Genomic DNA, 24920 nt, shown 5'->3' with positions numbered 1-24920 from the left:
GACTAGAATACTATGCTACTTGTTGGGCTGAAATGGGGAGCGATCGGGCAGGTGACTTTGGACGAAGCAGCATTGAAAGTTTGATGTCTACGTCTAATGGCTCTTTTTGCTGTTGTCACACTCATTTAGAGAACTGAGAACTACTCCACAAGCTCCACTACACACTTTAGTCGCAGGTTTGTTTCTTAAATGGTAACGGCAGGCTTGTTTTACTTTGAGGCGCAGCATAATGCAGCCATCCAACGAACTGCGGACACGTTGCCCCATGCTGTTGAACGATGCTCGAATCTATCAGATCTTTTTTCTGTCACTGTTTTTGCTAGTCGGACTGGCGACACGGGACTGGTCACTGCATCTAGAAATGGTGGGCATAACAATCGCCACCTGTTTGTTAACGCAATGGTTCATTATTCCAGGAGATGAGGACGATCCGCGTCTGACCTTTGGACTCAAGGTGTCAAAACTCAAAACATTGCCCAGTGCTTTAATTACAGCGTTGGGGTTGAGCCTATTGTTGCGGGCGGATCATTACAGCACGATCGTTCTGGCGAGTGTGGCAGCAATTCTGAGTAAGCGGCTGTTGCGAGTGGGTGAAAAACACCTGTTTAATCCGGCTAACTTTGGAATCATTGTCGCGTTGTTGTTTACATCTGATGCGTGGGTGTCGCCGGGGCAGTGGGGCGAAGAAGGCTGGTATGCGCTGCTGTTTTTGGGGGCGGGCGGGCTGGTTCTCAGGCGAGTGGGCAGATGGGATACGACGATCGCGTTTCTCGCCACTTATCTGGGTTTAGAAGCTGTCCGTAATGCTTGGTTGGGCTGGACATGGGATGTTTGGGGTCATCGACTGATGAGTGGTTCGCTGCTGATGTTTGCGCTGTTTATGGTCACCGATCCGCGCACCATTCCCAATTCTCGAACGGGTCGAATCATCTGGGAAATGGCGATCGCGTTTCTCACCTTTATTCTTCGCAATCATTTTTTTGTATCAACTGCCGTGTTTTGGGCGCTGTTTGCTTTAGCTCCTCTCAGCATTGTGTTAGACATGCTCTTTCCTGATGAGCGTTTTTCCTGGAATTCAGATGCATCTATCACTAATCCACTCGATCGCTCAATCACTGATCCATCACTTTGAGGAGGTTGCTATGAGATCTTTCCGAATTTTTTCAGCGTTTCTAATTGTCTGTCTAAGCTGCTTTATTTTTGTTCCCAAAGCCTGGGCGTTTTGTGGATTTTATGTGGCTAAAGCTGATGCAAAACTTTATAACCAGGCCTCTCAGGTCGCAATTGCTCGAAACGGCGATCGCACCATCTTAACAATGGCAAATGATTATCAGGGTGAGGTCAAAGACTTTGCGATCGTTGTTCCTGTTCCGGTTGTTTTACAAAAAGAGCAGGTGAAAATTAGCGATTCCAAAATCATCGAAAGATTGGATGCTTTTAGCGCTCCTCGACTGGTTGAATATTTTGATCCTGATCCTTGTACCCCACAGGAATCAATGCTTGATCAAAGGCCGCTGTCTGCTCCGATGCCTTCAGCCGCTGTTTCCTCAAGGGCGCGAAATGAATCCCTCGGTGTGACTGTAGAAGCGAAGTTTACGGTAGGCGAATATGACATTCTAATTCTCAGCGCTAAAGAATCGGGCGGATTGGAAACTTGGCTCGTGCAAAATGGCTATCGAATGCCGCGTGGCGCAAAGCAATTATTGAAACCTTACATTCGGCAAAAGCTAAAATTCTTCGTCGCTAAAGTCAATTTAGAGGAGTACGACAAAGCGGGTTTTCAATCCCTGCGACCGCTGCAAATTAGCTACAATTCGCCTCGATTTATGTTGCCGATTCGATTGGGAATGATCAACGCTCAAAGCGCACAGGATTTAATCGTCTACATTCTGTCGCCCAAAGGACAAGCCGAAGTTACTAATTACCGAACAGTTAAAATTCCGTCTGACGCTGAAGTACCACTCTTTGTGAAAGACGAATTTAGTAGCTTTTATAAGGCCATGTTTACTAAAACTTACGATCGCGAAGATCAAAAAGTCGCTTTTCTAGAATATGCCTGGAATATGAGCAACTGTGATCCTTGTTCGGCTGATCCGCTCAACCCGGAAGAACTTAAGCAGGCAGGGGTATTTTGGCTAGACGGGACAGATGAGAAGATGTCAATGCCGCGAGTGCGTCGTCCGGTGTTTAATTCTAATGTTTTCATGACTCGTCTGCACGTCCGCTACACCCGCGATAAATTTCCTGAAGATTTGATGTTTCAAGACACTAACAACCAAGAAACCTTTCAGGGCCGCTACATTTTGCGCCATCCATTTAAGGGTGAAACAAGCTGTTCAGAAGGCAGACGATATCAAAGATCGCTCCGTCAACGCTTTGAAGAACAGTCCCAAACTCTAGCTCGTCTCACAGGCTGGAAGATCGATAACATTCGCAAAAAACAGCCGCAGCTACAAAGTCAGACCCCCTGGTGGAATGAGGTTTGGCTGTCTCTAATTGGACAGTGAGCATGAGGGACATTGGACATTGGACATTGGACTTTTTGAGGCTGAGAGAATGTATGAGAAGTCGATCGCAACGTGACATTAGGTTCTGGCTTACCGCATTTATTTGCGATCGACTAATTCTCCAATGTCCAACGTCTAACTTTCAATGTCCAATGTTCAACGTCTAATGTCTATCTTCTACCTGACAACGACGCTCGACGTTTCATTAGCTGACGCGCTCCAAAACCTAATATAAATAGCACACTTGGAATGACCGTTTGTGGTTCGGGAACTGGTTCAGCCCGAAAGATGCCTGCACGACCGTCTGCTAGTTGGGAATAGAAAACAACTTGATCGAGATTATTTAACCCTCTTGTGGAAAACGACCCGATCGCACTCACCGTAGACCCAAACAACGGATCGCCCGTCGCAATGATCTTGTTGGCATCTGTATAATTTTCAAAAAACAAGCCTTGAGGACTTGGGTAGACAGAACCAATAAACTCAGCCTGAAGAACAACTTTGCCCTGATCATTGATCGCAGGCTGACTAACCCGCACTGGGGAAGTGCCACTAAAACCAGACTGACCATAAATCACTCTTGCGGTGGGGCCGCCTTTGCTGTCTCCGATCAAAATTCCAGTGCTGCCACCTGCCCCTGCAAAAGCTGTTACATAGGTTCCCTGGTTGTTGAGAGAAACTGGGTAAACTCCGCCGTTTGCAAGCGTTGTCAGAGGAGCGTCACCCACTTTGGCAAACAGTCCCCCAAACCCCAGCGAACCGCCAAAACCTGATGAAAAGACAACCGTATTCGCATTATTAATCGCCACCGAATTGGGAACCGTTGGAATTGCGGAGGATTCATTACTTTTGAGTTCGATCGCGCTCAACTGACCGTTGCTGCTAATTAATACATTGGGAGTCGGTGCAAAATTTTGGTTGGGGTCAGACTCTGCATATTGGTAGGCAGCAAATGCAACCGTCCCGGCATCATTAATCGCAGGCGGAATTGGCGCATGGCTTCGATCAGATAGAGCAGCCTTGTTTAAGGTGGCGATCGTCGTTAGCCCATTCCCCGAACCTGTGAAAACTCCTACATTTCTACGGCTGTCTGTAGTGGCTCCAAAGGCAACTGTCCCCGCATTGCTAATAGATGGATTACTCAACACAGACTGAAAATTGGAACGAGTCCCGCTAACCGCGATCGACGTAATGGTGCCCCCGCTCCCCGTAAAAACGCCTGTGCTTCCGTTATTTAATGTGCCGCTAAAGGCGACGGTGCCGTTGTCATTGAGGGCTGGCGAATTCAAAAATCGACCAAACCCATCCGTCGTATCCGCAATCTTGGTGAAAGTAAAATTAGCCGCGATCGCCTTCTCCGCTAACAGGCTAAACGCGATCGCCGTGGAGCAGGTCATCAGGCGCAAGAATGGTTTCATAAACACCAATGTTTTAAGTTGGTACTTACGGTAAAAGTTACAGCGCCAGTTAACAACTTCTTAGGGAATAGATTCAGGTTAGGGAATAGATTTAGGGGATGCTGTTTAACATGAATTCAATGAATTTCATTTGCTGCGTTATTTGCATCTTCTGCCCTCCAAGCTGACAATTCTGAGGGACTTTAAGACAAGCAAATTGACCTTACAGCAAAGAGTCTCCTAACGTGACGCTCCCATCTTGAATAACTGTTGCCAAAACACCTGTGTCTCTATGATGGAAGGCTTGTTGAAGGAGAGAAAACAGAGGAAGATCACGCACTCCGGTATCAGGATCAACGTCAATGTTTAGACAGCGAGGTAGACGGGCTTCGATCGCAATTCGAGCCGTCCCGATGTTGAATTCTCGCCCGACCCAATTGAGTTCTTCCCAGGCTGAAACACCTTCTACAACAATGTTGGGACGAAATCGCCGCGAGTCAACAAACTGCCCCGTCAACTGACTCAAATTTTCTAAAGTCGCCGTACTAATTAGCGATAAATGAACGTGATTGCGATCGGGATAGCGAGTCGTCCCTTCTCCAGTCCCCACCAATCTCAAAGGACGCGGCTCAATCTTTTGGTCAGAAACCGTGGTGAGATAATGGCTAAAAAATTGGCTGATTTGAGTGCGTCCGATGGCCGTATTTGCCTCAGCCATCAACAATTCAGCGTCTTCTCGCCGCACCGTCAAAATGCCCGTAGAGGCTTCATATTCACAAGCTAAGGCTGCTAATTCGGGTCGATCGCACTGCATCGCAAAGCTTTTCTTGTTTTTCCAGGGAACGATCGGATCGGTGGTTTGAGCATCGGCCGTATCGTACATCAACGCAAAGGCGCGATCGCCCGGAATGCCATGTCCCGCCAGCAGATCGACGCGAGTAGACAACTGAGGCGTAAGCCCTTTGACCGGATGAGTGAAGAGTTGTTTGACGCGAATAGTAGTCATATACACTAGTTTAATAACGAATTCGGGGATCGATGTAAGCGTTGATCACGTCGATCGCAATACTCGCGAGAGCTACGATCGCGGCAAAGAATACCACAATTCCTTGAACGGTTGGATAGTCACGCTGGTCGATCGCGAGTGCCAGTCGATTTCCCAGTCCTGGCCAGGAAAAGGTAATCTCGGTCAAAACGGCTCCCCCTAACAGAGAGGCTAACGTCAATCCCAAAATGGTGATCACGGGGATCATGGCATTCTTAAGCGCATGGCTAAAGAGAATTTTGGATTCTGAAATACCTCTGGCTCTGGCGGCTTCGACGTAATCAGCTTGCAGGGTTTGTTTTAGATTAACTCGGACAATGCGTTCAAAAATACTGCTAATCGAAATTCCCAACGTCAGGCAGGGTAGAGCGAGGTAATAGAGGGCGATCAAAAATTGATTGAGGTTGCCCCGAAGGAGACTGTCGATCGTATAGATTCCTGTCACACTTTCAGGCGCAGGCACCGTCACCGGAAAGCGAGTTCCTGATGGAAAAATTCCTAACTGCACCGAGAAAACAAGCTGGAGCAACATTCCTAACCAGAATAGCGGAATCGAGTAAGTGACAATGCCAAACAGCCGTCCGCCCGTATCGAATGCAGTATTAGGACGAGAAGCCGACACCGTACCAACGAGAATGCCCACGATGAACGCGATCGCCAGACTAAAAAGCGCCAATTCTACCGTCGCCGGAAAAAACTCCTGAATGGTAGCCCAAACGGATTGCCCCTGCCCTACAAACGATTCACCCAGATTGAGGCGCAATAGCTGCCCCATGTATTTGAGGTATTGCATCCACAGCGGCTTGTCCAAGTCTAAGGCGGCTCTGCGTTCTGCTTTCACCGCTTCGGGCGCATGGGGGCCCAAAATGGCATCGATCGGATCTCCCGGTGTCGCTCTCAGCAGCAAAAACACAACCGACGTAATCAGCCACAGCATCAAAGGGGCCAGCAAAATCCGCGCAAAAATGTAGTAACGGAGAGAACTCGATCGAGACATAAGCGACGAGGTAAAGAAAGATCAAGGTTGCCATTCCTGTGAGTTACTTTACCGCAAGTTTGCTAACTGTTTGGTAGATGCTGTAAGCGATTTCACAAACTCGTCTTAGAGAATCGTCAGATAAGTTTGTGTTGGACTAATGGGCAACAGTTTCAGTTGTTGGTTTTGCAAATCGAGTTCGATTCCCAACGCTTCTAAAGGAATCACACCCAGCAAAGGAGCCTGCCCGCCTGGAAGTTCTAAACACTCAAATGTGCCCTCACGACCCATGAGAGAAATTTTGGCATCCTGAAAAATTCGTGCCTTACCAATACCCGTAGCGGTCTCAACATCAACCTCTCTGAGAACGGGTAACCCCAATTGAGCGATCGTGCTTGCAGGTAAACAAAGCGTCGTTGCGCCAGTGTCCACCAAAACGTTTTTGAGAACAATAGAGCGCACTTGCTCAACTGGCAGAAGTTCTCTTTCTGAGAGGGCTTGATCAACGCGGTTGACGATCGTCAGGGTAGTCGTAATTTTGCCCATTTCTATGTTTATTTGCATAACTTTGATCTCAGCAATACCCCTTCAATATGGCAGATTTTTTGCTAAATAATTTTTGTTGTTGCTCAAGATTTACGCAGCATCCAAAGCGGAACTTTTTGCGTGGCTTGTAAGCTGGCTCCCTGGACGTTTTTTTGAGCAAATAAGAAGTCTTTGTTTTGCCAAAGAGGGACAAAGGGAACGTCTTTTGCCAGAATATCTTGAAGTTGACCAAAGAGCTTTTTACGAGATGTGAAATTGAGTTCTTGACGGCTACGATCGATTAGCTCATTCGCTTCTTGACTGTAATAAAACGACCCTTGAGAAAAGCTTTGTCCTTCTTCGCATCCCTTCTCAGCACTGCCTTTTGTGCATTCTAAAAACGGATAAATATAGTTGTCTGAGTCGAGAAAGTCGGGAGTCCAGTCCAATAAAAAAATTGGGTAAACGCCTTTGTCTAAGTTCTTGTAGGCCATCGTTGATTCAATACTATTCAAATCAATTTGCATGATCTTTCCTAAGTACTTTTGAACGATCGCTCTCATCGTCATGGCAGCGAGTTGATCATTGGGCAAATTGGAGCGATACCAAAACTCAACCTTTAAGGGATTTGATTCTGAGTAGCCTGCTTTTTGCAACAGTTCACTTGCTTTTTGAACGTTGCGATCGCCGTACTGTTCAAATACGGGCTTCTGTTCTGCAAGCGTTGCCGGAATTAAGCTATAAAGCGGATCAATTTGTCCTTGAAAGACTCGACTTTGTAATAAAGGACGATCGACAATGGCAGCGATCGCTTGTCTGACTTCTAGTTTATCCAACGGAGGAGACTGCATATTCAACGACAGATAATCAATCCCGCTTCCGGCTTCTTCTACAATTTGCCAACCCTTGTCGGCCTTGCTTTCTCTGAGGTTGCGGATTTGTTCGAGGGCTAATCCTTGATAGGCAACATCAACGGCACCTGTGCGAAATGCATTAAACAAATTAGCAGGACTGGAGAAGAATTGAATATCAATCCCACGATTTTTTGGCTTGCCGCCCCAGTAGCGATCGAACGCCTCAAGCTGCATTGAATCTGTTCCATATCTAACTAGTTTGTAAGCGCCCGTTCCTACAAATTCTTTGGGTTTGAACTTGTTTTCGCCAATCTCATACGCTTTGGGTGAAACGGCACACGCCCCTGAAAATGCCAGCAGCGAAGGGAATGCTGCAAATGGTTTTTTTAATTTAATCGTCAGCTCATACGTTCCCGTCGGCTGAATCGAATCAACTGTACCCGACAACAAAAACGCAGGCGATCCCCCATTTTTCATGAATCGCTCCAATGAAAACGTCATCGCTTTGGCATCAAATGCAGCGCCATCATGAAAGACCACGCCCTGTCTCAACGGAATTTTGTAAGTTAAGCCATCTTTGCTAACGGTGGGTAGGGCTGTAGCAAGCTGTGGCTCTAACTTTGTGGTGCCTAACTGATAGCTGTAGAGACGATCGCCCAGGTTATAAAGCAAGTTCCCGGAAAAAATATTGTAGGCATCTGCGGGGTCGATCGTGCTAACTTTCGCCGTCGTTCCTAATGTGATGCGTCCGGTGTCGGATCTGTTTTGGGGAGTCGATCGGCTACAACTCACCGCCAAAATACAGCACAACCCAAACAGCATCAACCCTCTCAACCATTCACCCAGAGAGAAGCGCCACAACTTTTTCACCATAACTTTTTCACGATAAGACCTGCGATCGCAGAAGGTATGGCTAGTCTACATCAGTTGCGTGAAGCGCAGGATTGAGGAAGCGGCTCATTCTAAAAGTACAAGACAGTTCTTGAACTGATCGAGGCGACGTGCAACTTTTTCTTAGCCCCCTTTTGAATGGAGTTGCGATCGTGCCGTTGGCACAGTCTAGAGATCCCCCTTAATCCCCCTTCAAAAGGCTACCGTGTACACACAAGTCCGGAATCGCTTCGTTTCAATCGGCTTCAGCCCCCTAAATCCCCCAATCTGGGGGACTTTGACCCAGAGAGATTGCCTAGCATTCAAAGTCCCCCAATTTTGGGGGATTTAGGGGGCGAAGGGTCTCGGCAATGACGGATCAATCAACTTGTGTGTACACGGTAGCCTTCAAAAGGGAGACGTTGATCAGAAAGTTGCACATTGCCTTGCTCGCTCACCATTTAACCGTTTGCTGCCAAAATTTCTTGAGTCGTCAGTCGCAGCCCTTGAAGCATTTCAAGTTGGGATTGAACCACATCACCGCCTCGGAATTGACCCATCTCGATGTATTGCTCACCTTGCAGCTTTAGTACTGTGATCACCTGATATTCGGGGTCGAGCAGCCAATATTCAGCAATGCCTCGTTTGGCATACTGGGCGCGTTTGCGGTTGCTATCTCGCTCTCGGTTGGTTCTACCAGGGCTAACAACTTCAGCCACTAAGAGAGGCGGTGGCATGTCTATTTTGATTGTGAGTCGCTTTTGGGTCAAAGTCAGATGCACCTCATCTAAAATCACCAGATCTGGGTAACGATTTGCAGCATCTTGCTTGTGTAAGACGGGGACTTGAATCTCACATTTTCCGGGGCGAATCAGCCGAAACGGAATGCCCAAAGCAGCAAATTTGAGAAATAAGAAGTTGGCAATGCTGTCGTTTAGCTCTGATTCGGGAGGTAATTTGATCAACGCTCCATCGACTAATTCATAACGGTTGTCGCTGCCGTCGTCATAGGCTAAGTATTCTTCAAATGTTGAAAACCGAGGCTTTGCTACTGTCATAGCGTAATCTCCTGACTGACCTAGATGAGTGCAACCCGTTTACTCTTCGATCACGTCGTTTTGCTCAAGGGTATCGATCGTTCCATCCAAAATCTTCTCAAACAACTCATCTGGAGTCAGCCCTCTCTTTTTGGCGATGTACTCCAAAATTCTCTCAATTTCTGTCTTTCTTTGATTGATGCCAACACCAATTAAGGCGGATGCTTGAGCCGATTTGCTGCAATCGTTTAACCAGGCCCACACGGTTAGCCAGTCGTCATCATGCTCATTTAAAGGGCCTACTGAAAACCGTTTTGCCATAGCCTGCTGCAAATACGACAATAAAATCGAGCTAATTTCAAAAAATGCTGCAAAATTGCTTCACTTTCTTTTTTGAATCTGATATGATTTGACCAAAGCGAAAGGCCAGTGCGTCCCGTGGAAAGTTCTGCACTGGCCAAGCTCCAAACTCAATGGAGATATAAATATTATGCACGATCGAGACTTCTTGAATCGATGGTTTGTGGTGCGGCTATTGCCCAAAATGCAGCGCATCGTCGTGGCTCGATTTTGCACCCAATCTGAAGCAGAAGCGTATGTGAAAATCGTGCGGCAACTCATTCCAGAAGGCGAGTTTTTGGTGCTGTTTGACGATTTTAGGAATTGAACGCCGGGAAAAAGTTGGCACCCACCGATCGCTTCAATCGTCGCAGCGCCTGATCTTTCATATTGGTAAACAACAGTTCTCCACACAAAAGCTGAGTCGCAATCCGAGTCGCCCGCTCATACTTCACGCCGTATTTGTAGCAAACGCCCGTCCATTGATAAAAGACCTTTGCCAGATTCAAAGCGGCATCAAAATTGGCGGCAAACTCATCGTGAATGCGATCGGTGTACTGATCCGCCGCGTCTTCTGACAAACACTGAGCCGCAATGATGCCACTCTTAACCGCGTGAAAAATGCCGTCGCCAAACAGGGGATTGATCAGCCCTGCTGCATCGCCGACTAAGAGAATTCGCCCTTCGTGTAAGGTTTCTTTGCCGCTCCAGGTCGGTAACGGGTGAGCATGAAACTTGAGCGCGTCGCGATCGTACTTCACCCCCAGCGCATCCATATAATCAAAAATCGTCTTTTGCAACTGAAGGCGAATCTCTCGCCCGCCCCGCGCATCTTTTTGATCGGGCCGAAACAGTCCCGCCCCCACATTCAAATGATCGGCTTTGGGAAAAATCCAGCCGTAGCCTCGTTTTACCGCTCCATATTCCAGATGAGCAACATCGGGTCTAAGTTCAAGATGACCGTCGCCCCAGGTGTGTGGATGCTCAACTTCCATTGCGATGGCGATCGCGCGATCTTTTCTCAGATTTGTCGATTTGACGGCAATTCCATTCGCCCCATCCGCGCCGATCACATACCGAGCCTTCGCGAGAAACTCACTGCCTGTCTTCACGCCCTCCGCCCGAATTCTTACGCCATCTGGTTCCACTTCGAGCGATCGCACCGCCAATCCATCCCGCAACTCTGCCCCTGCTCGCATTGCCCGTTGAGCCAGAGCGTTGTCAAAAATCGATCGCTGCACCATCCACAGAGACAGTCGATCGCTCGACCCCGGCGGATTCATCGGCGCAAGGTAAGAATCTGCAAAATTCCAGGTATGCCGCATGTGGGTGACATCCGATTCGACAAATGCTTCGGGTGCCAGATCGTGTAAAACCGTCTGCATCACCATCGGCATTCCGCCCCCACAGGTCTTGTGCCGAGGCAAAAACTGCTTTTCGAGTAAGGCAACCTTTAGCCCCGATCGGGCCGCCTCTGCTGCCGCCATCGCCCCAGACGGCCCCGCCCCACACACTACCACATCGTAATTCTGCATATCTCGATCGTTTCCTAAACCGCACTCATTAGCCTAATCCACAGACTAGAAAAATAGGAACGTCTCTCCTTTCTTAAGGTGACTTCGACGAAAGTTTTTCGCTTCGTTGTTTGAATCTTCTGCCGCCCCAACTCCTACCGTGTACACACAGGTCGTTGTCGCTTCGTTTCAGGCGGCTTCAGCCCCCTAAATCCCCCAGAATGGGGGACTTTGACCAAGGAAAGATTTCCAAAGTTCAAAGCCATGACGACGGCTCAAAGTCCCCCATTTTTGGGGGATTTAGGGGGCGAAGGATCTCAGCAATGACAGATCGATCGACTTGTGTGTACACGGTAGCAACTCTGGGGGACTTTAAGACAAGGTTTTCGGTTTAAAGTCCCTCACGCGGAAGAAATTTAGAGGACGCTCTCAGATTTGCAAACGAACTGACATTTTCATCTCTCCTCACGGAACAAAGTTATCCTCATTCCTCCTCGCGAAGCGGATTACCCCCAAAGGGGGAACAGATCATCGAAGTTCTCCCTCATCCCTCATCCCTCATCCCTCATCCCTCATCCCTCATCCCTCCCAACCTCCTTCATCTCCTCCAAAAGCTGCTCCATCGATCCCTCTCGCCACCAGTCGCCTCGCAGATTGACCCCCAAAACATACTGCTTTTTGGAACAAGAAATAATCACAGAAACGCCTCGTTCGAGCAGTTTAGACCCCAGTTCGTAAGCTTGATCTCGACGCTGGGCACTGAAGGTTTGAAACTGCAAAAACAGTTCGCCCTGGTAATTGATACCATCACAGATGCGATCGTTAAACCAAAACTTAAAAAAGCGACAATCAGCCTCATTGGACAGCAGCAACTTCATGTTGAATAATCTTTAGATTGCACAGCCATGCACGGATTTGCTTATTGTATTCAGTGAACTTGTGTTTGGGAGAATTGATCTGCGCGATCGTCTGACAGTGGGCGGCGCAAGTTGAGCCGTTATGCAGATCACGGTGTAGGCCATACTGGAATCATTTGCTCGTCTTGAGTAGCTTTCAACCCACTTCGCACGGTTAGTCCAAACTTCTAGTTCAGGGCGAGGGGCGACCACAGCGAACAACCTGTCATCTCCAAGTTAATTCTACCTACCTACTTAACGACAAAGTGATGGTGAATTCTTCGGTTGTGTTTTTCCTAGAAATTGATGACTAAAAAGTTTCAAAGCCTTATTCTGCAAATCTTTGAGGCAAAAAATGATTGTGATATTTATTTCTTCGCTCTACCGCTCGATCTAGAGTAAGATGATAACGATTATCATTCTTGTAATCATCTCAGATTTATGTCTATCATTTCTGCCCCGCTTCCCCCATCTCTAGAGCGAATCGTGCAGCGTTTCCAACAAATTTCTGAGCCAAAGCGTCGCTATGAGTATTTGCTCTGGTTTGCTAAACGGCTAAAAGCGTTTCCAGAGGCAGAAAAAGTGCCGGAAAACAAAGTATCAGGCTGTACCTCTCAAGTTTATATTACGGCTGAGTTGCAGGATAAAAGGGTCGTGTTTCAGGGCGATTCTGATTCTCAGATAACCAAAGGACTGGTGGGCCTTTTGATTGAAGGATTAGCAGGATTGACCCCAGAAGAAATTGTGCAACTAGCTCCTGATTTCATTCAAACGACTGGATTAACCGTCAGCCTAACGCCCTCTCGCGCTAACGGGTTCTACAATATTTTTCAAACCATCCAGAGAAAAGCGCTGCAATTAGAAATTGATTCAAAACATACGATGAATTAGACAAATTGGCGTTGCTGATTGGAGGGATGAATGCGTGGGGAGTGGCCATCTTTTCGCCCCCTAAATCCCCCAAAACTGGAGGACTTTGAACATTGGGTTTCCCTCCGCTTTGGGGCAATTCATCCCACGATTCAGCAATGCCGACAAATTAATCGCTAAAGGTGTTGTTGCTTACCCGATCGCAGGAGAGTTTTTATGACCAATCTCACCCTACAAACCACTCATTCAGCGTTAGACATTCCCAAACGAGGAATGCCCATCACTATCATCACAGGCTTCTTAGGCAGTGGTAAAACGACTCTGCTCAATCAGATTCTCAAGAATCGTCAAGATCTGAAAGTTGCAGTGCTGGTTAATGAATTTGGCGATATCAATATTGATAGCCAGATGTTGGTAGCGATCGACCAGGACATGATGGAGTTGAGCAACGGCTGCATTTGTTGCACTATTAATGATGGTTTAGTTGATGCAGTCTATCGCGTGTTAGAGCGTGAGGAACCTGTCGATTATTTAGTGATCGAAACGACTGGCGTTGCTGATCCGTTACCAATCATTTTGACGTTTCTAGGAACAGAGCTTCGCGATCTGACTCGCGTTGATTCAATTATTACCGTGGTTGATTCTGAAGCGTTTACTCCAGACCATTTTGACAGTGATGCAGCATTCAATCAAATCGCTTACGCAGATATTACGCTACTCAACAAAACGGATCTGGTTTCACAAGCAAAGTTAGATGAGCTAGAGACTTATATCCAAACCATAAAAGTAGGCGCTCGATTGATTCATAGTCGCTACGGTGAAGTGCCATTGCCTCTGATTTTAGATGTCAATTTGACGCAAGGTGAAGACTACGATCGCCACCTCAACCCCAAACCCGATCATCATGATCATCCTGCTGAGTCTAGTCACGACCATCACAAACACAACCATTCTCATGAACACGATCATCACTCCGATCACCTGGCAAATGATGGGTTTATGTCGATTTCCTTTGAAAGCGATCGACCGTTTGACGTGAAGAAACTGGAAACCTTTCTCGTTGAGCAACTCCCCCAAAACGTCTTTCGAGCAAAAGGGATTCTCTGGTTTAGCAGCAGCGCCAACCGTCATGTGTTTCAACTCAGCGGCCCTCGATACGACATCAACGCTGACCAATGGCGCACTCCGCCTAAAAACCAACTCGTCTTCATCGGGCGCGATCTAGATGCGCTGCAACTTCGGCAGCAATTAACTAACTGCTTGAGCCGATGATCTCCGTTTAGTCGCCCCTTAGTTGCCCCTTAGTTGTCCCTTACTTGTCTCTAATACCAAATTCACTAGTTACTGATACAGATCCTCGCCCCCTAAATCCCCCATTTTGGGGGACTTTGAAACGGCTTCCCTGATAGGTTTTTTCAAATCTGAGAGATAAAAATCGGTTAATTAACTGATTTTTAGGAGTATCATTTGTTGGTTGATTTGGTATGAGAACTGATCTCAAAAGGTTTGGATGCGGCTCTCAACGTCTTGCGCCAAATGCACGATCTAGCCGCTGTTATTCAATTGCCTGGCTAAGACTTGCCCTTTGAGAAAGAACCTCTATGATAGTGATAACGATTATCGTTTTAGAAAAATAGAGGAACCTACCTTATGGTCACTGACTTGCTAGTGGATTCCGTTCCTGTAACCGTCTTGACTGGCTATCTGGGCGCAGGCAAAACCACTCTACTCAATCGCATTCTCACACACGAACATGGTAAGAAGATCGCCGTTATCGTCAACGAATTTGGTGAGGTCGGTATTGACAACCAACTAATCATTGATGCTGACGAAGAGATCTTTGAAATGAACAACGGCTGCATCTGCTGTACTGTTCGCGGTGATTTAATTCGGATTATTGGCAACTTGATGCGGCGACGCGACAAATTCGATCATCTCGTGATTGAGACGACGGGATTGGCTGACCCGGCCCCGGTGATTCAGACTTTCTTTATGGATGAAGATGTCAAAGCGCAGGCCCAGCTTGATGCTGTTGTGACAGTCGTTGATGCAAAACACATCGGGCAACATTGGGATGCGGAGGAGGCACAGGAGCAAATCGCCTTTGCAGACGTCATTTTACTCAACAAATCAGATTTTGTTGAACCTCAGCAGTTAGACGAGCTAGAGCAGCAAATTCGAGGGATGAACGCACTTGCCAAAATTTATCGTACCCAAAACGCCGAACTAGAAATGGATGCCCTGCTGGGAGTTGGAGCGTTTGATCTGACCCGCGCTTTAGAAATTGACCCCGACTTTTTAGGCGAAGATACCCACCAGCATGATGAATCTGTCTACTCTGTGGCGCTGGTTGAGTCGGGCGCGTTAGACGGACAAAGATTGAATCAGTGGATTAGCGAATTGCTGCGCTTTCAAGGGCAAGACATTTTTCGCATGAAAGGCATCCTCAACATTGATGGAGAAGACCGTCGATTTGTGTTTCAAGGCGTGCATATGCTGTTTGATGGCAGCGCCGATCGCCTCTGGAGACCTGATGAAACTCGCAAAAATGAGTTAGTCTTCATCGGTCGCAATCTGGACGAAGCAGTTCTAAGAGAAGGATTCAAAGCGTGTTTCGTGTAAAGGCAAAAACTTCGGGGAGTGACTTTCAACCACACTGGCAGGGAGCGCTTTCTGACTATGTAACGGCGATCGCGTGGTCGCCCAATGGTCAACTCCTGGCTGCGAGTTCTGCGGCCGGTGAGGTGACGATATTGACGGTCAAAACATCACAAACAACCCTGCTCCAAACTGCAACGGGACGATCCGCAGACTGTCTGAGTTTTTCTCACGATGGGCAGTTTCTTGCAGTTGGCGGACAAAACGGACAAGTCAAAATTTGGCACCTTTCAACCGAAACGCCACAACTGATCGCCACACTGGGGAACGGACGAGATTGGATCGATCGCATGGCGTGGAGTCCAGAGCGCAATCAACTGGCATTCAGCCTGGGTCGTTATGTGCAAGTGTGGGACAGCGCAATGAACGACATTGCGACCACGTTAAATTTTGAGACTTCCTCTGTCTTAGATATGGGTTGGCATCCTGACGGGAAGCGTTTAACGATCGCAGGGTATCAAGGCATCAAGATTTGGACAGCAGACGATTGGGATGATGATCCCTATTTGCTGAGTCTGGATTCTGCAAGTGTGGCAGTTGCCTGGTCACCCGATGGTAAATATATTGCGTCTGGAAATCTCGATCGAACCATTACCGTTTTGGAGTGGGAAAATCCTCATCCGTGGGTGATGCGTGGCTTTCCGGGTAAAGTGCGTCAACTGGCCTGGTCAAATTACTTTACTAAGACAAGTGCGCCATTGTTAGCAGCGGCCAGTGCTGAGAGCATTGTGATTTGGGAGAAACAGGCAGATGAGTTGGTCGGCTGGGAAGGGAGCGTGCTGGAGCATCATGAAGACATGGTGCAATCAATTCAGTTTCAACCTGACACCGTGCTGTTTGCTTCTGCTGCCGCAGACGGCTGTATTTGTTTGTGGCACAAGGCAAAGCAGTTAGCCCAGATTCTTGAGGGCGCGCCTGACGGATTTTCTTGCCTTTCCTGGCATTCTCAGGGTCAGTCTCTGGCGGCGGGTGGGCAGAATGGAGAGCTGATTATCTGGTCAAAAGAACAGCGCGGTCAAGGGTTTGGAAGGCGTTAGCGGCGGTTGTTAATCCAGGAGAGCAAGCTAAATCTCCCACGAGTGGGGGAGCTAGGGGGCGTTCCTGAATCTAAAAGCGAAGCTAATAGCAGTCGGAGGGTATCTATGATTCGTGAAGAAAGTCTAATCATGACACTTCCGATTCATTACCCTCCAAAGAACCATTGAGTTCCCGTAATCAAGTAGTACAAACCTGTCAAAATTAAGGCGACACTGCCAAAGTGAATAATCCCTTCTGAATGTTTCAACAATTGCTTACTTTGCTTTGCTAATCCTGTGAATAGGCTAGCTAGAAAAATGAGGCTAGTATAGCCCAGCGCATAGCTGACCATTGTTAGCGTCCCTAGAATCTGAGAGCCTGTTGCTGCTGCTGCCGCTAGAACTGCAAACAGGACTGGACTGGCGCAGGGAGAACTAACTAAGGCAAACGTTAACCCTACGCCATAGGGGCCAGCGTGAGGAAAATTAACTGCCAATTGCGGAAGTGGCAATTTAACAACGCCGAGCAACCACAGCCCCATGACTGCCATAATGAATCCGACAATCACATTGATATAGCCTCGATATTCGACCATCACGGCTCCTGCAAAGGAGGAGACTAAACCAAACGAACTCAAAATTGTGATGGCTCCCAAAACAAATAAGCCCGCCTTCACAAATGCATCCCAACGAGACTGAATCTCAAGCGTACCAATGTAGCTGAGATTAACAGGCAATAATGCTAAAATGCAGGGTGAGATACTTGCAAGAACGCCACCAGCAAATGCTAAGGGCAATAACAGGAAAGGATTGGCGGTATCTTGCTGGTCAAACCATTGTTGGTAGCGGTTCTCAACCATTGAAATCATCTGTTCGATCGGATGACTAATTGCAGATCCCAATGTTAAAACTAGAATTAGGCAAAGCAATCCCAATCCGCCGTAAATAAGCCACTTCTTTTGCATAAAACTTTCCTTGAAGTATCCAGAAGAAGCTCATCGTAAAACTTCTCCTGGCTAGGGTTATCAAATGGGGGCAGAATCCAGCACTTTCTTGTAGTCTGCTAGATTCGGATTATTGCGCTGTTGGCTCAAGATTTTGCCTGTTGCAGGATCAATAATGGCAATCATGCCTGTCTGTGATTTATTGACAGCCAGAAACTCACTCAGCCCAAGTTGTTTGGCTTTCGCCTCTGCTTCCGCAGTCGTCGCCTGATTGCTGACATCTAAAACAACAAAGGTGACTTTACCTTCATAGTCTTTCTTCAGTTGTGCCACAGTGGGTGCAATATTCTTACAAGCTGAACACCAAGTTGCAAAGACATCTACGACAACAGGTTTTCCCTGTAGTTCTTGTGCTAGAGGAGTCTCCACTGATTTGGCTTTGGCAGCACAGGGGTTAGCTTTGCTTGCACAGGGATTCGCTTTACTTGCACAGGGGTTAGCTTTGCTTGCACAGGGATTCGCTTGAACTTCAGTGCTTGTGTTTGTAGGAGATTTTGTTTTTGCGGCACAAGGGTTTGAACAACCTGCTACTACTCCCAGGCTCAGAAATGAAGCAACTGCAAGGGCAGAAAAATATTGGATCTTCACGGTGTGATTTCCTCAAAAAACGATCGACGGACACTCAGTTAATCTACCGACGGGAAAGTGCAGCATTCAGTACCGTGGTGTAATCGGACTTATTAGCGTTGTTACGATACTGTGTCAGAATGTTTCCGGTTGTAGGATCAATGATGGCAACCATGCCAGTTTGCGATTTATTGGCTGAGAAAAACTGCCCCAGGCCTAGTGCTCTAGCTTGCTGTTCCGCTTGACTTGCTTTTGTGCGATCGCTGACATCCAGCACCACAAAATGCACATTGTTACCATACTGTCGCTTGAGTTGAGAGAGCGTTGGCGCAATATTCTTACAGGCAGGACACCAGCTTGCATAGATATCGACCACAACGGGCTTCCCTTGTAGTTGTTTCGCTAAAGCTCCACCAACATTCCCAGACCGCTTTGCTTGTGCAAGAAGCTGGACAGGAGCGGCCGAGACTCGTGTAGACGTTGTATTGAGGAATGAGAGGGAGACGACTAAGCCACTCAAACTCAAACCTGCTAATAAAACTAGATAATGACGCATACAGAACCTATGATTGCGGTGGTGATTAGCATTAAATTCCAGAAAAATGAGGATGAGATGAGGATGAGATGGATGAATGCTAAAAATTTGCGCCTCTGTTTTTTCAGCAAAAATTCATCTTGATACTGAGGTTTGCTTGTACAGTAAAAACAAAACGATACGCTGTAGAGCAATCCGCGATTATGAGAGGACAAAACTGGTTTGTGACCAATGCGGGAGAGTGTCAAGATGGGGACGCGATCTGCTCCAGCACAAATCTCTCTAAGATCGCTCAAGCTGAGGAATCGTCTCAACCGTATCGGCTCTATCGTTTTTTAACCGAGTTAGAAGATGTGTTAAATCAAATCACGGATGATCGACTCCGACTTCAAGCGATTTGTCCGTTAGTCCGTAAACTTCTAAATCATGCTGATTGGCTGCAACTGCCCTTTCTTCAGCCCGATTCAGAAACAGGTTGGGCCGTGTCTATGTTGTATGACGAGCCGTTTTTTCCATTAACTGTGCAACTCGTTGCCTGGGCACCCGGAGTCACTTCCCCCATTCATAATCATGCGAGTTGGGGACTTGTCGCATTGTTAAGTGGACAAGAGAACAATACATTTTGGCAGCGATCGCCCACGTCCGAACGCCCTGACCAGATTGAATTAAGCAGCGATCGCTTACTTGATCCTGGCGACATTCTCTGTTTGATGCCTGATACCATTCATCAGATTCAAGCGATGGGAGATCAGCCAACTCTGAGCTTCAATCTCTACGGCGAAACAAACTATGATCAACGATTCGAGTTTGACCCCATTCAAGGCACCGCCAAGCCCTTCTGATTTTTACTGAGCATTCCTCTATGCCATTGAGCCGCCTGATTCGAGCCAGAATCAACTCTTTCACAAACAAGCGAATTTCGACTTCCTCGCTTCAGTTTCGCTTGACTCTAGAATTGGTCGCACTATCGATTCTAGGGCTGGGCAGTGTGGCAATTTGGGCAGGTTGGCAAATGGAGCAAAATCTAGTTGCAGCCCACAAACAGACGCTAGAATACATTGCGATGCGCTTTCCCGATCAAATCCAGCTTTACAGCGAGATGGGACAACTGGACACTGGATTAGAGAGAACCATCCGTAAAGTTTCAACCTCCAAATTAATCGTATGGGTCAAAAATCCAGAGGGCAAACTGCTAGCACAATCGGTCGGAGTGGAGTCGGTTGCGTCCACAGTCCAGCAAGTTGATACTCTCGCCCAAGTTCCAAAAACGCCGCAGATTGTTCGGTTTGGGAATCGAGATGTTGTGTTGTGTGGTAGCCCTCTCGCAATTGATGGGAAAGCCTTCGGGCAGCTATATCTGGCTCAAGATATTACAGAAGATCAGCACAAATTGAACACCGGACTCTGGCGATTGCTACTTGTTAGTTTGGTGGCGATCGCACTCTTGATCACAGCTATCTCAAAACGAATTCATAAAGCAATGCAGCCGCTAGAGCAGATGAGCCAACTTGCCAGTGCTGTTTCTGCGGATGATCTATCAGATAACCTAGGTAAAGCTAAGTTACAACTAAATCGAGCACCGGATGAAGTTCTAGGATTAGCTCAGGCGTTCAATGAAATGCTACTTCGATTGTCTGGGGCATGGGAACAACAACGGCAATTTGTCGGTAATGTTTCCCATGAGTTACGCACGCCCTTAACGGTTGTACTCGGTTATTTGCAGAGCTTACTTCGACGAAGTACAAACTTAAATCCTTATCAACAACAAGCACTAGAAACGGCTGCGGCAGAGACAGAGCGCACCATTCGGATGTTGCAAGATTTGCTGGATCTGGCGCGAGCAGATAGCGGAAATTTGCACTTTCGACTGAATCCGATCATGCTCAATACGCTGGTCACAGAAGTTGCAGCGATGAGTCAAAAGGTTAGTAATCGACCCGTCAAGGTTCTCTTTCCTGATGAAGATGTGGTTACTTGTGCCGATCAAGACCGATTACAGCAAGTGTTGATTAATCTAGTCGATAATGCGATCAAGTATTCTGCTGCGGATCAGCCTGTTGAGTTAGTGTTAGCACAAACGGAGCAGTATGCCATGATTCAGGTGCGCGATCGCGGCATCGGCATTCCCTTAGCGCATCAAAATCGAATTTTTGAACGATTCTACCGAGTCGATGAAGCGATGACTCGTTCTAGAGATGGCACGGGACTGGGATTAGCGATCGCAAAAAGTTTAACCGAAGGCATGAAAGGTCGAATTACAGTACGGTCTAGCCCAAACGAAGGCAGTACGTTTACAATAACTCTACCCCTTTGGAAACCTGACCGATGACTAATCACATCCTCTTAGTCGAAGATGACCCCAGATTAGCAGAGTTTGTCAAAACAGAACTGTGCTTGGAAGGATATCAAGTCACAGTTGCCATCGATGGCATCCAAGGGTTAGCGATCGCCCGTGAAGCACACCCTGATTTGCTCATTTTAGATTGGATGCTGCCAGGGATTTCTGGCTTAGATTTATGTTTGCGATTGCGGAAAACAGGCATTCAAACGCCGATTATTTTGTTGACTGCAAGAGATGAAATTCCCGATCGCGTGACCGGCCTAAATGCGGGAGCCGATGACTATGTAACAAAGCCCTTTAGCATTGAAGAACTATTAGCAAGAGTCAAAGCACGCCTACGCTGTGTGAATCCGACTGAACCCGATACGCTAGAGTTTGAAGACATGAGCCTCAATCCTCTCACACGAGAAGTCTATCGAGGCAGTCAGTTAATTGAACTCACAACTAAAGAATTTGATCTACTGGAGCTGATGATGCGTCATCCGCGCCAAGTACTCACTCGCGATCAAATTCTAGAAAAGGTCTGGGGCTATGATTTTATGGGCGAGTCGAACATTATTGAAGTCTATATTCGAGCATTACGACTCAAGCTAGAAGCAAACCATCCTAAGCGTTTAGTGCATACTGTTCGCGGAGTGGGTTATGTTGTGCGTGAGCACTAATTTCTAGTTGCTGGATGCTCAATAGCTTCACTGGCTCGAACGAGAGATAGCTCCCAAAACTCAGGTTAAAATGTGAGGATTCATGCAGCATACCCGCAGATCTGATGAATAGACTTCCTGCATGAATACCTGGCGATTGATGTTAGCTTCGCAAGAGCCTTCGGCAACGCTGCTATCAGAACAAAGTCCACCTCCGTGGACTAACGGTTAAAATCGCCTCTTTAGTGTGCGAAGGCACACTTTGCTCTTGTAGCCCCGACTTTAGTCGGAGGGCATCTATGATTCGTGCAGGAAGTCTAATGAGAGAGTGCAATATCGATTGTGGGAAGGTGCAACTTGATTCACCAATCGCAGTTTCTACAGCGCTACTCCGCTTCTCCTATCAATGTGAAGGCTGCCCAATCTCGCGGTTGGGGATGGGTTTTCATCGTCGTTAACATTGCCTGCCGGAGTGCTTGCGCTCTATCTGGATTCTTCTGCAAGTTCTGATAGAACGCTTTCATCAGATCCGCAGTAGGTGCATCAGGAATTGCCCAGAGCGAAACAATCACACTCGGAACCCTGGCGGCGATCAGCGATCGAGACAAGCCAATCATTCCATCTCCAGTTGTTCTGCCCTGTGCTGTATTACAAGCACTTAAAACAACCAGATCTGCTTGCAGTCTCATGTTCAAGATTTCTTCTGCGGTCAATAGTCCATTGTCATTACCAGAAGGAGCTAGAGCGATCGCGCTTCCCAATCCACGAATATCATCCAGTAGTCCATGTGTCGCGAGGTGAATGATTGAGGCTTGAGGCATTTTTGCAACGATCGCAGCTTTAGTTCCTTGTGCGCCAAGGATCGGTTGGGTGTTGAGGAGGGGAGCGATCGCTCTAGCTTCCGCTTCGGCTCCGGGTAGGGGTGATAATTGCTGCTTCGGTTCTCCGGGCGACAGAGAAACTTGGGGCATGGTGGGATTGCCCAATACGAGAGCTTTCCTACTGTTAGATTGCTGACTCGATCGCTTCTGTCGTTGTTGTCGGGTTAATGCTAGTACTTGAATCGAGGGGGCAGTGCGAATCGTGTGTTTTTGGATTAAGTAAGTCCTGTTACTATCTTGGAGGGCGGGAAAGGGGACTTGAAAGAGTGAGCCTTGCGGAATGAAAATGACGTGGGCGTTGGGGTCTTTGGGCAGTAGAGCGGCGATCGGATCAATCAGCAGTTGATGCAAGGTCGGTAAGTCGGGTTGGGGTTTGGTGAAGCGGGAACTGCGACTGCGGACAGCCAGGAATTCTTGATTGCCAATGATCAGGTTAGCTAGGGAGACTTTGTGCCGTTGCCAAAGTGGTTTGAGGTCAACTTGACGGAAGGTGATTTCGCCCGTCGGTTGAATCACCCAGATGTAGAGTGCCGATTCACGCGGTTCTCTTTTTCCTTGAATCTGAAATTCGTTGTAAATGATGGAGTACTGCACCAAAGTCGCATTCTGTGCTTTGGCAATTTGGCGGATTTGGTTCTGGTTGGGAGCAGCGGCAACGGTTCGATTAGCAGCATCTGACAATAAGCGCTGGGTCAGGAGATCGACAAAAGCACGGGCACGTCCCCGCTCGGCAATTTCCAGCGCGGCGATCGGGTTATTTTGAGCCACCCGGACTTGTTGTAACGTTCGATAAGTGCGGGCTTGTCCTTCAAAGATGGAAATTTTATTCGCATCGTTGGAGCCGAGCATCTGCCGCAGCGATTCCCAAACTTGAATCCCCTGTACAAGCATTTTCTCAGCCTGTACGGTGTTGCCAGCTTCTAAGAATACCGCGCCTAGATTGTTGAGTGCCGTACCTTCTCCTTGTCGATCTTTAATTTCGCGGGCGATGGCTGAGCTTTGCTGGGTATATTCAATCGCTTTGACATAGTTGTTACCTAAAAAGTAGTAATGATTTCCTAGATTCCTTAGTGCCTCACCCTCTCCTCGTCGGTTTTTAAGTTCGCGGGCGATGGCTAAGCTCTGCTGGGTATATTCAATTGCTTTGGTATAGTCGCCCAAAAAGTGATGCATGGCTCCCAAATTGCCCAGTGCCACACCTTCTTCTTTGCGGTCTTTGATGGCGCGTATGATCGCTAAACTTTGCTGAATATGCTCAATAGCTTTGGCATCATTATTATTACCCCAAGAGCCATAAGCGGCTCCCAAGTATCCCAGTGCCACACCTTCACTACGTTGGTCTTTAATTTCGCGGGCGATCGCTAAGCTCTGCTGCACATACTCAATTGCTTTGGCATAGTTGTATAGAGAGTGATAAGTAGCTCCCAGATTGACTAGTGCCCGACCTTCCCCTCGTCGGTCTTTAATTTCGCGGGCGATGATTAAGCTTTGCTGGGAATACTCAATCGCTTTGGCATAGTTACCTAGATAGTGATAATCGGTTCCCAAATTGCCCAGTGTAGTACCTTCCCCTCGTCGGTCTTTAATTTCGCGGGCGATCGCTAAGCTCTGCTGAGTATACTCAATCGCTTTGATATAGTTGCCCAGAGAGCTGTAGTTGGTTCCCAAATTGCCCAGTGCCCAACCTTCCCCTCGTCGGTCGTTAATGGCACGGGCGATCGCTAAACCCTGCTGCCCATACTCAATCGCTTTGGTATAGTTGCCCAGCGAGTGGTAATTAATTCCCAAACCGACTAATGCTGCACCTTCTATTCGTCGGTCGTTAATGTTGCGGGCGATGGCTAAACCTTGCTGCCCATACTCAATGGCTTGGTCATAGTTGCCCAGAGAGCCGTAAGCGCCTCCCAAATTGTTCAGTGCCCAACCTTCCCCTTCGCGATCTTTAATGGCGCGATAAATTTGCAGTGCTTGTTGCCAGGAATTCAGCGCTGCTTGGAACTGGCTAGTTTGGTGCTGTTGCATCCCCCGCTGTATCAGTTGATCGCCCTCTGCTTTACGAGCATCGATCGTTTGAGCGATCGCGGGCAGTAAGAAATCAGATGTCTGGAATAGGGGTGCAACTAAAAACAAGGAAATGGACGCAAGGAAAGCAGAAGTAAGTCTAGCGTTTGATTTGAGTCGTCGATGTGGACAAAGCATAGGATTCTGAAGTTTGAATTGTACGATCGTCCTCTTGATCGCTCCGCTTTGCTTCCAGCGATCGCCCCTGATAGAAGCTTACTCTGCCCCGCTGAATCCAACTATGAATCGGTGGGTAGCGACATTTCTGGAACGCCCCCTAAATCCCCCACAAGTGAGGGACTTTGAACGAGAGAGTTGTCCGAAAGTCCCCCAGATTGGGGGGTTGGGGGGCAGAAGTGCTAAATAACGAAGCGAAAAAATCTATC

23 protein-coding genes are annotated in these 24920 nt (G+C 47.6%); 10 read left to right on the top strand and 13 right to left on the bottom strand.

All coding sequences use genetic code 11. From position 1 onward, the window contains the following. The first annotated feature begins 229 nt into the window (after positions 1-229). Both ACJ2PR_RS16470 and ACJ2PR_RS16465 read left to right on the top strand, forming a co-directional pair. Positions 230-1132 carry an RnfABCDGE type electron transport complex subunit D gene (locus ACJ2PR_RS16470; RefSeq protein ID WP_446877802.1) on the top strand — a complete coding sequence of 301 codons (903 nt, stop codon included), beginning with the start codon at positions 230-232 and terminating at the stop codon, positions 1130-1132. 10 nt (positions 1133-1142) lie between these two features. Continuing rightward, complete coding sequence (locus ACJ2PR_RS16465) at positions 1143-2507, top strand: DUF2330 domain-containing protein (RefSeq protein WP_446877801.1); 1365 nt, start codon at positions 1143-1145, stop codon at positions 2505-2507. Between the two features lie 170 nt (positions 2508-2677). Here ACJ2PR_RS16465 and ACJ2PR_RS16460 read toward each other — a convergent pair whose 3' ends face one another. The 7 genes from ACJ2PR_RS16460 to ACJ2PR_RS16430 all read right to left on the bottom strand — a co-directional run bounded on the left by ACJ2PR_RS16460 (position 2678) and on the right by ACJ2PR_RS16430 (position 9532). Next, positions 2678-3925 (bottom strand): DUF7453 family protein, encoded by a 1248-nt coding sequence (locus tag ACJ2PR_RS16460; protein ID WP_446877800.1) that lies wholly within the window; start codon positions 3923-3925, stop codon positions 2678-2680. Positions 3926-4127: 202 nt separating this feature from the next. Then, positions 4128-4910, bottom strand: a complete 783-nt coding sequence (locus ACJ2PR_RS16455) for an MOSC domain-containing protein (protein ID WP_446877799.1) — start codon at positions 4908-4910, stop codon at positions 4128-4130. A gap of 10 nt (positions 4911-4920) precedes the next feature. Continuing rightward, positions 4921-5946, bottom strand: coding sequence for an ABC transporter permease (locus tag ACJ2PR_RS16450; protein ID WP_446877798.1), 1026 nt, complete (start codon positions 5944-5946; stop codon positions 4921-4923). Between the two features lie 105 nt (positions 5947-6051). Next, a complete protein-coding gene (locus tag ACJ2PR_RS16445) occupies positions 6052-6489 on the bottom strand; it encodes a retroviral-like aspartic protease family protein (protein WP_446867042.1) in 438 nt (145 codons plus the stop codon). A 65-nt stretch (positions 6490-6554) separates the two neighbouring features. Beyond that, on the bottom strand, positions 6555-8177 hold the full coding sequence (locus tag ACJ2PR_RS16440; protein ID WP_446877797.1) for an ABC transporter substrate-binding protein: 1623 nt from the start codon (positions 8175-8177) through the stop codon (positions 6555-6557). Between the two features lie 458 nt (positions 8178-8635). Next, a complete protein-coding gene (locus tag ACJ2PR_RS16435) occupies positions 8636-9232 on the bottom strand; it encodes a Uma2 family endonuclease (protein ID WP_446877796.1) in 597 nt (198 codons plus the stop codon). Between the two features lie 39 nt (positions 9233-9271). After that, positions 9272-9532: a hypothetical protein gene (locus ACJ2PR_RS16430; RefSeq protein WP_446877795.1), complete on the bottom strand. Its 261-nt coding sequence runs from the start codon at positions 9530-9532 to the stop codon at positions 9272-9274. Positions 9533-9701: 169 nt separating this feature from the next. Here ACJ2PR_RS16430 and ACJ2PR_RS16425 point away from each other — a divergent pair, with 169 nt between their 5' ends. Next, the gene (locus ACJ2PR_RS16425; protein WP_446867046.1) at positions 9702-9878 is read left to right on the top strand and encodes a hypothetical protein; all 177 of its coding nucleotides are present in this window, start codon (positions 9702-9704) and stop codon (positions 9876-9878) included. On the opposite strand, the gene ACJ2PR_RS16420 is transcribed toward ACJ2PR_RS16425, so the two are convergent. Together ACJ2PR_RS16420 and ACJ2PR_RS16415 are read right to left on the bottom strand one after the other, a co-directional pair. Then, complete coding sequence (locus ACJ2PR_RS16420; RefSeq protein ID WP_446877794.1) at positions 9868-11085, bottom strand: geranylgeranyl reductase family protein; 1218 nt, start codon at positions 11083-11085, stop codon at positions 9868-9870. The two genes, ACJ2PR_RS16425 and ACJ2PR_RS16420, sit on opposite strands and share 11 nt — an antisense overlap. A 551-nt stretch (positions 11086-11636) precedes the next feature. After that, complete coding sequence (locus tag ACJ2PR_RS16415; RefSeq protein ID WP_446859923.1) at positions 11637-11942, bottom strand: hypothetical protein; 306 nt, start codon at positions 11940-11942, stop codon at positions 11637-11639. A 459-nt stretch (positions 11943-12401) separates the two neighbouring features. Here ACJ2PR_RS16415 and ACJ2PR_RS16410 point away from each other — a divergent pair, with 459 nt between their 5' ends. From ACJ2PR_RS16410 to ACJ2PR_RS16395, 4 genes are all read left to right on the top strand, one after another. Beyond that, positions 12402-12851: a SufE family protein gene (locus ACJ2PR_RS16410; RefSeq protein ID WP_446877793.1), complete on the top strand. Its 450-nt coding sequence runs from the start codon at positions 12402-12404 to the stop codon at positions 12849-12851. A 195-nt stretch (positions 12852-13046) separates the two neighbouring features. After that, the gene (locus tag ACJ2PR_RS16405) at positions 13047-14102 is read left to right on the top strand and encodes a CobW family GTP-binding protein (protein ID WP_446877792.1); all 1056 of its coding nucleotides are present in this window, start codon (positions 13047-13049) and stop codon (positions 14100-14102) included. A gap of 378 nt (positions 14103-14480) precedes the next feature. Further along, a complete protein-coding gene (locus ACJ2PR_RS16400; RefSeq protein ID WP_446877791.1) occupies positions 14481-15452 on the top strand; it encodes a CobW family GTP-binding protein in 972 nt (323 codons plus the stop codon). Further along, positions 15440-16525, top strand: coding sequence for a WD40 repeat domain-containing protein (locus tag ACJ2PR_RS16395; RefSeq protein ID WP_446877790.1), 1086 nt, complete (start codon positions 15440-15442; stop codon positions 16523-16525). Before ACJ2PR_RS16400 ends, ACJ2PR_RS16395 begins: the two co-directional genes overlap by 13 nt. Positions 16526-16671: 146 nt before the next feature. Here the strand turns inward: ACJ2PR_RS16395 and ACJ2PR_RS16390 are convergent, their stop codons facing one another. The 3 genes from ACJ2PR_RS16390 to ACJ2PR_RS16380 all read right to left on the bottom strand — a co-directional run bounded on the left by ACJ2PR_RS16390 (position 16672) and on the right by ACJ2PR_RS16380 (position 18631). Continuing rightward, positions 16672-17469 (bottom strand): cytochrome c biogenesis protein CcdA, encoded by a 798-nt coding sequence (locus ACJ2PR_RS16390; protein ID WP_446859928.1) that lies wholly within the window; start codon positions 17467-17469, stop codon positions 16672-16674. Between the two features lie 60 nt (positions 17470-17529). Further along, the gene (locus ACJ2PR_RS16385; RefSeq protein WP_446859929.1) at positions 17530-17877 is read right to left on the bottom strand and encodes a thioredoxin family protein; all 348 of its coding nucleotides are present in this window, start codon (positions 17875-17877) and stop codon (positions 17530-17532) included. 262 nt (positions 17878-18139) lie between these two features. Beyond that, complete coding sequence (locus tag ACJ2PR_RS16380; RefSeq protein ID WP_446877789.1) at positions 18140-18631, bottom strand: TlpA family protein disulfide reductase; 492 nt, start codon at positions 18629-18631, stop codon at positions 18140-18142. 182 nt (positions 18632-18813) lie between these two features. On the opposite strand from ACJ2PR_RS16380, the gene ACJ2PR_RS16375 reads away from it, so the two are divergent. The 3 genes from ACJ2PR_RS16375 to ACJ2PR_RS16365 are packed head-to-tail and all read left to right on the top strand — an operon-like array spanning position 18814 to position 21613. Further along, positions 18814-19452, top strand: a complete 639-nt coding sequence (locus ACJ2PR_RS16375) for a cupin (RefSeq protein WP_446877788.1) — start codon at positions 18814-18816, stop codon at positions 19450-19452. A gap of 20 nt (positions 19453-19472) precedes the next feature. Next, on the top strand, positions 19473-20939 hold the full coding sequence (locus ACJ2PR_RS16370) for an ATP-binding protein (RefSeq protein ID WP_446877787.1): 1467 nt from the start codon (positions 19473-19475) through the stop codon (positions 20937-20939). After that, the gene (locus ACJ2PR_RS16365; protein ID WP_446859933.1) at positions 20936-21613 is read left to right on the top strand and encodes a response regulator transcription factor; all 678 of its coding nucleotides are present in this window, start codon (positions 20936-20938) and stop codon (positions 21611-21613) included. Before ACJ2PR_RS16370 ends, ACJ2PR_RS16365 begins: the two co-directional genes overlap by 4 nt. A 365-nt stretch (positions 21614-21978) precedes the next feature. Here ACJ2PR_RS16365 and ACJ2PR_RS16360 read toward each other — a convergent pair whose 3' ends face one another. Beyond that, positions 21979-24603 carry a CHAT domain-containing protein gene (locus tag ACJ2PR_RS16360; RefSeq protein WP_446877786.1) on the bottom strand — a complete coding sequence of 875 codons (2625 nt, stop codon included), beginning with the start codon at positions 24601-24603 and terminating at the stop codon, positions 21979-21981. Positions 24604-24920: the final 317 nt, after the last annotated feature.

The organism is Phormidesmis sp. 146-33 (genome assembly GCF_052939515.1).
The sequence above is the reverse complement of the archived record's forward strand: the minus strand, read 5'-3'. Positions and strand labels throughout refer to the sequence as shown.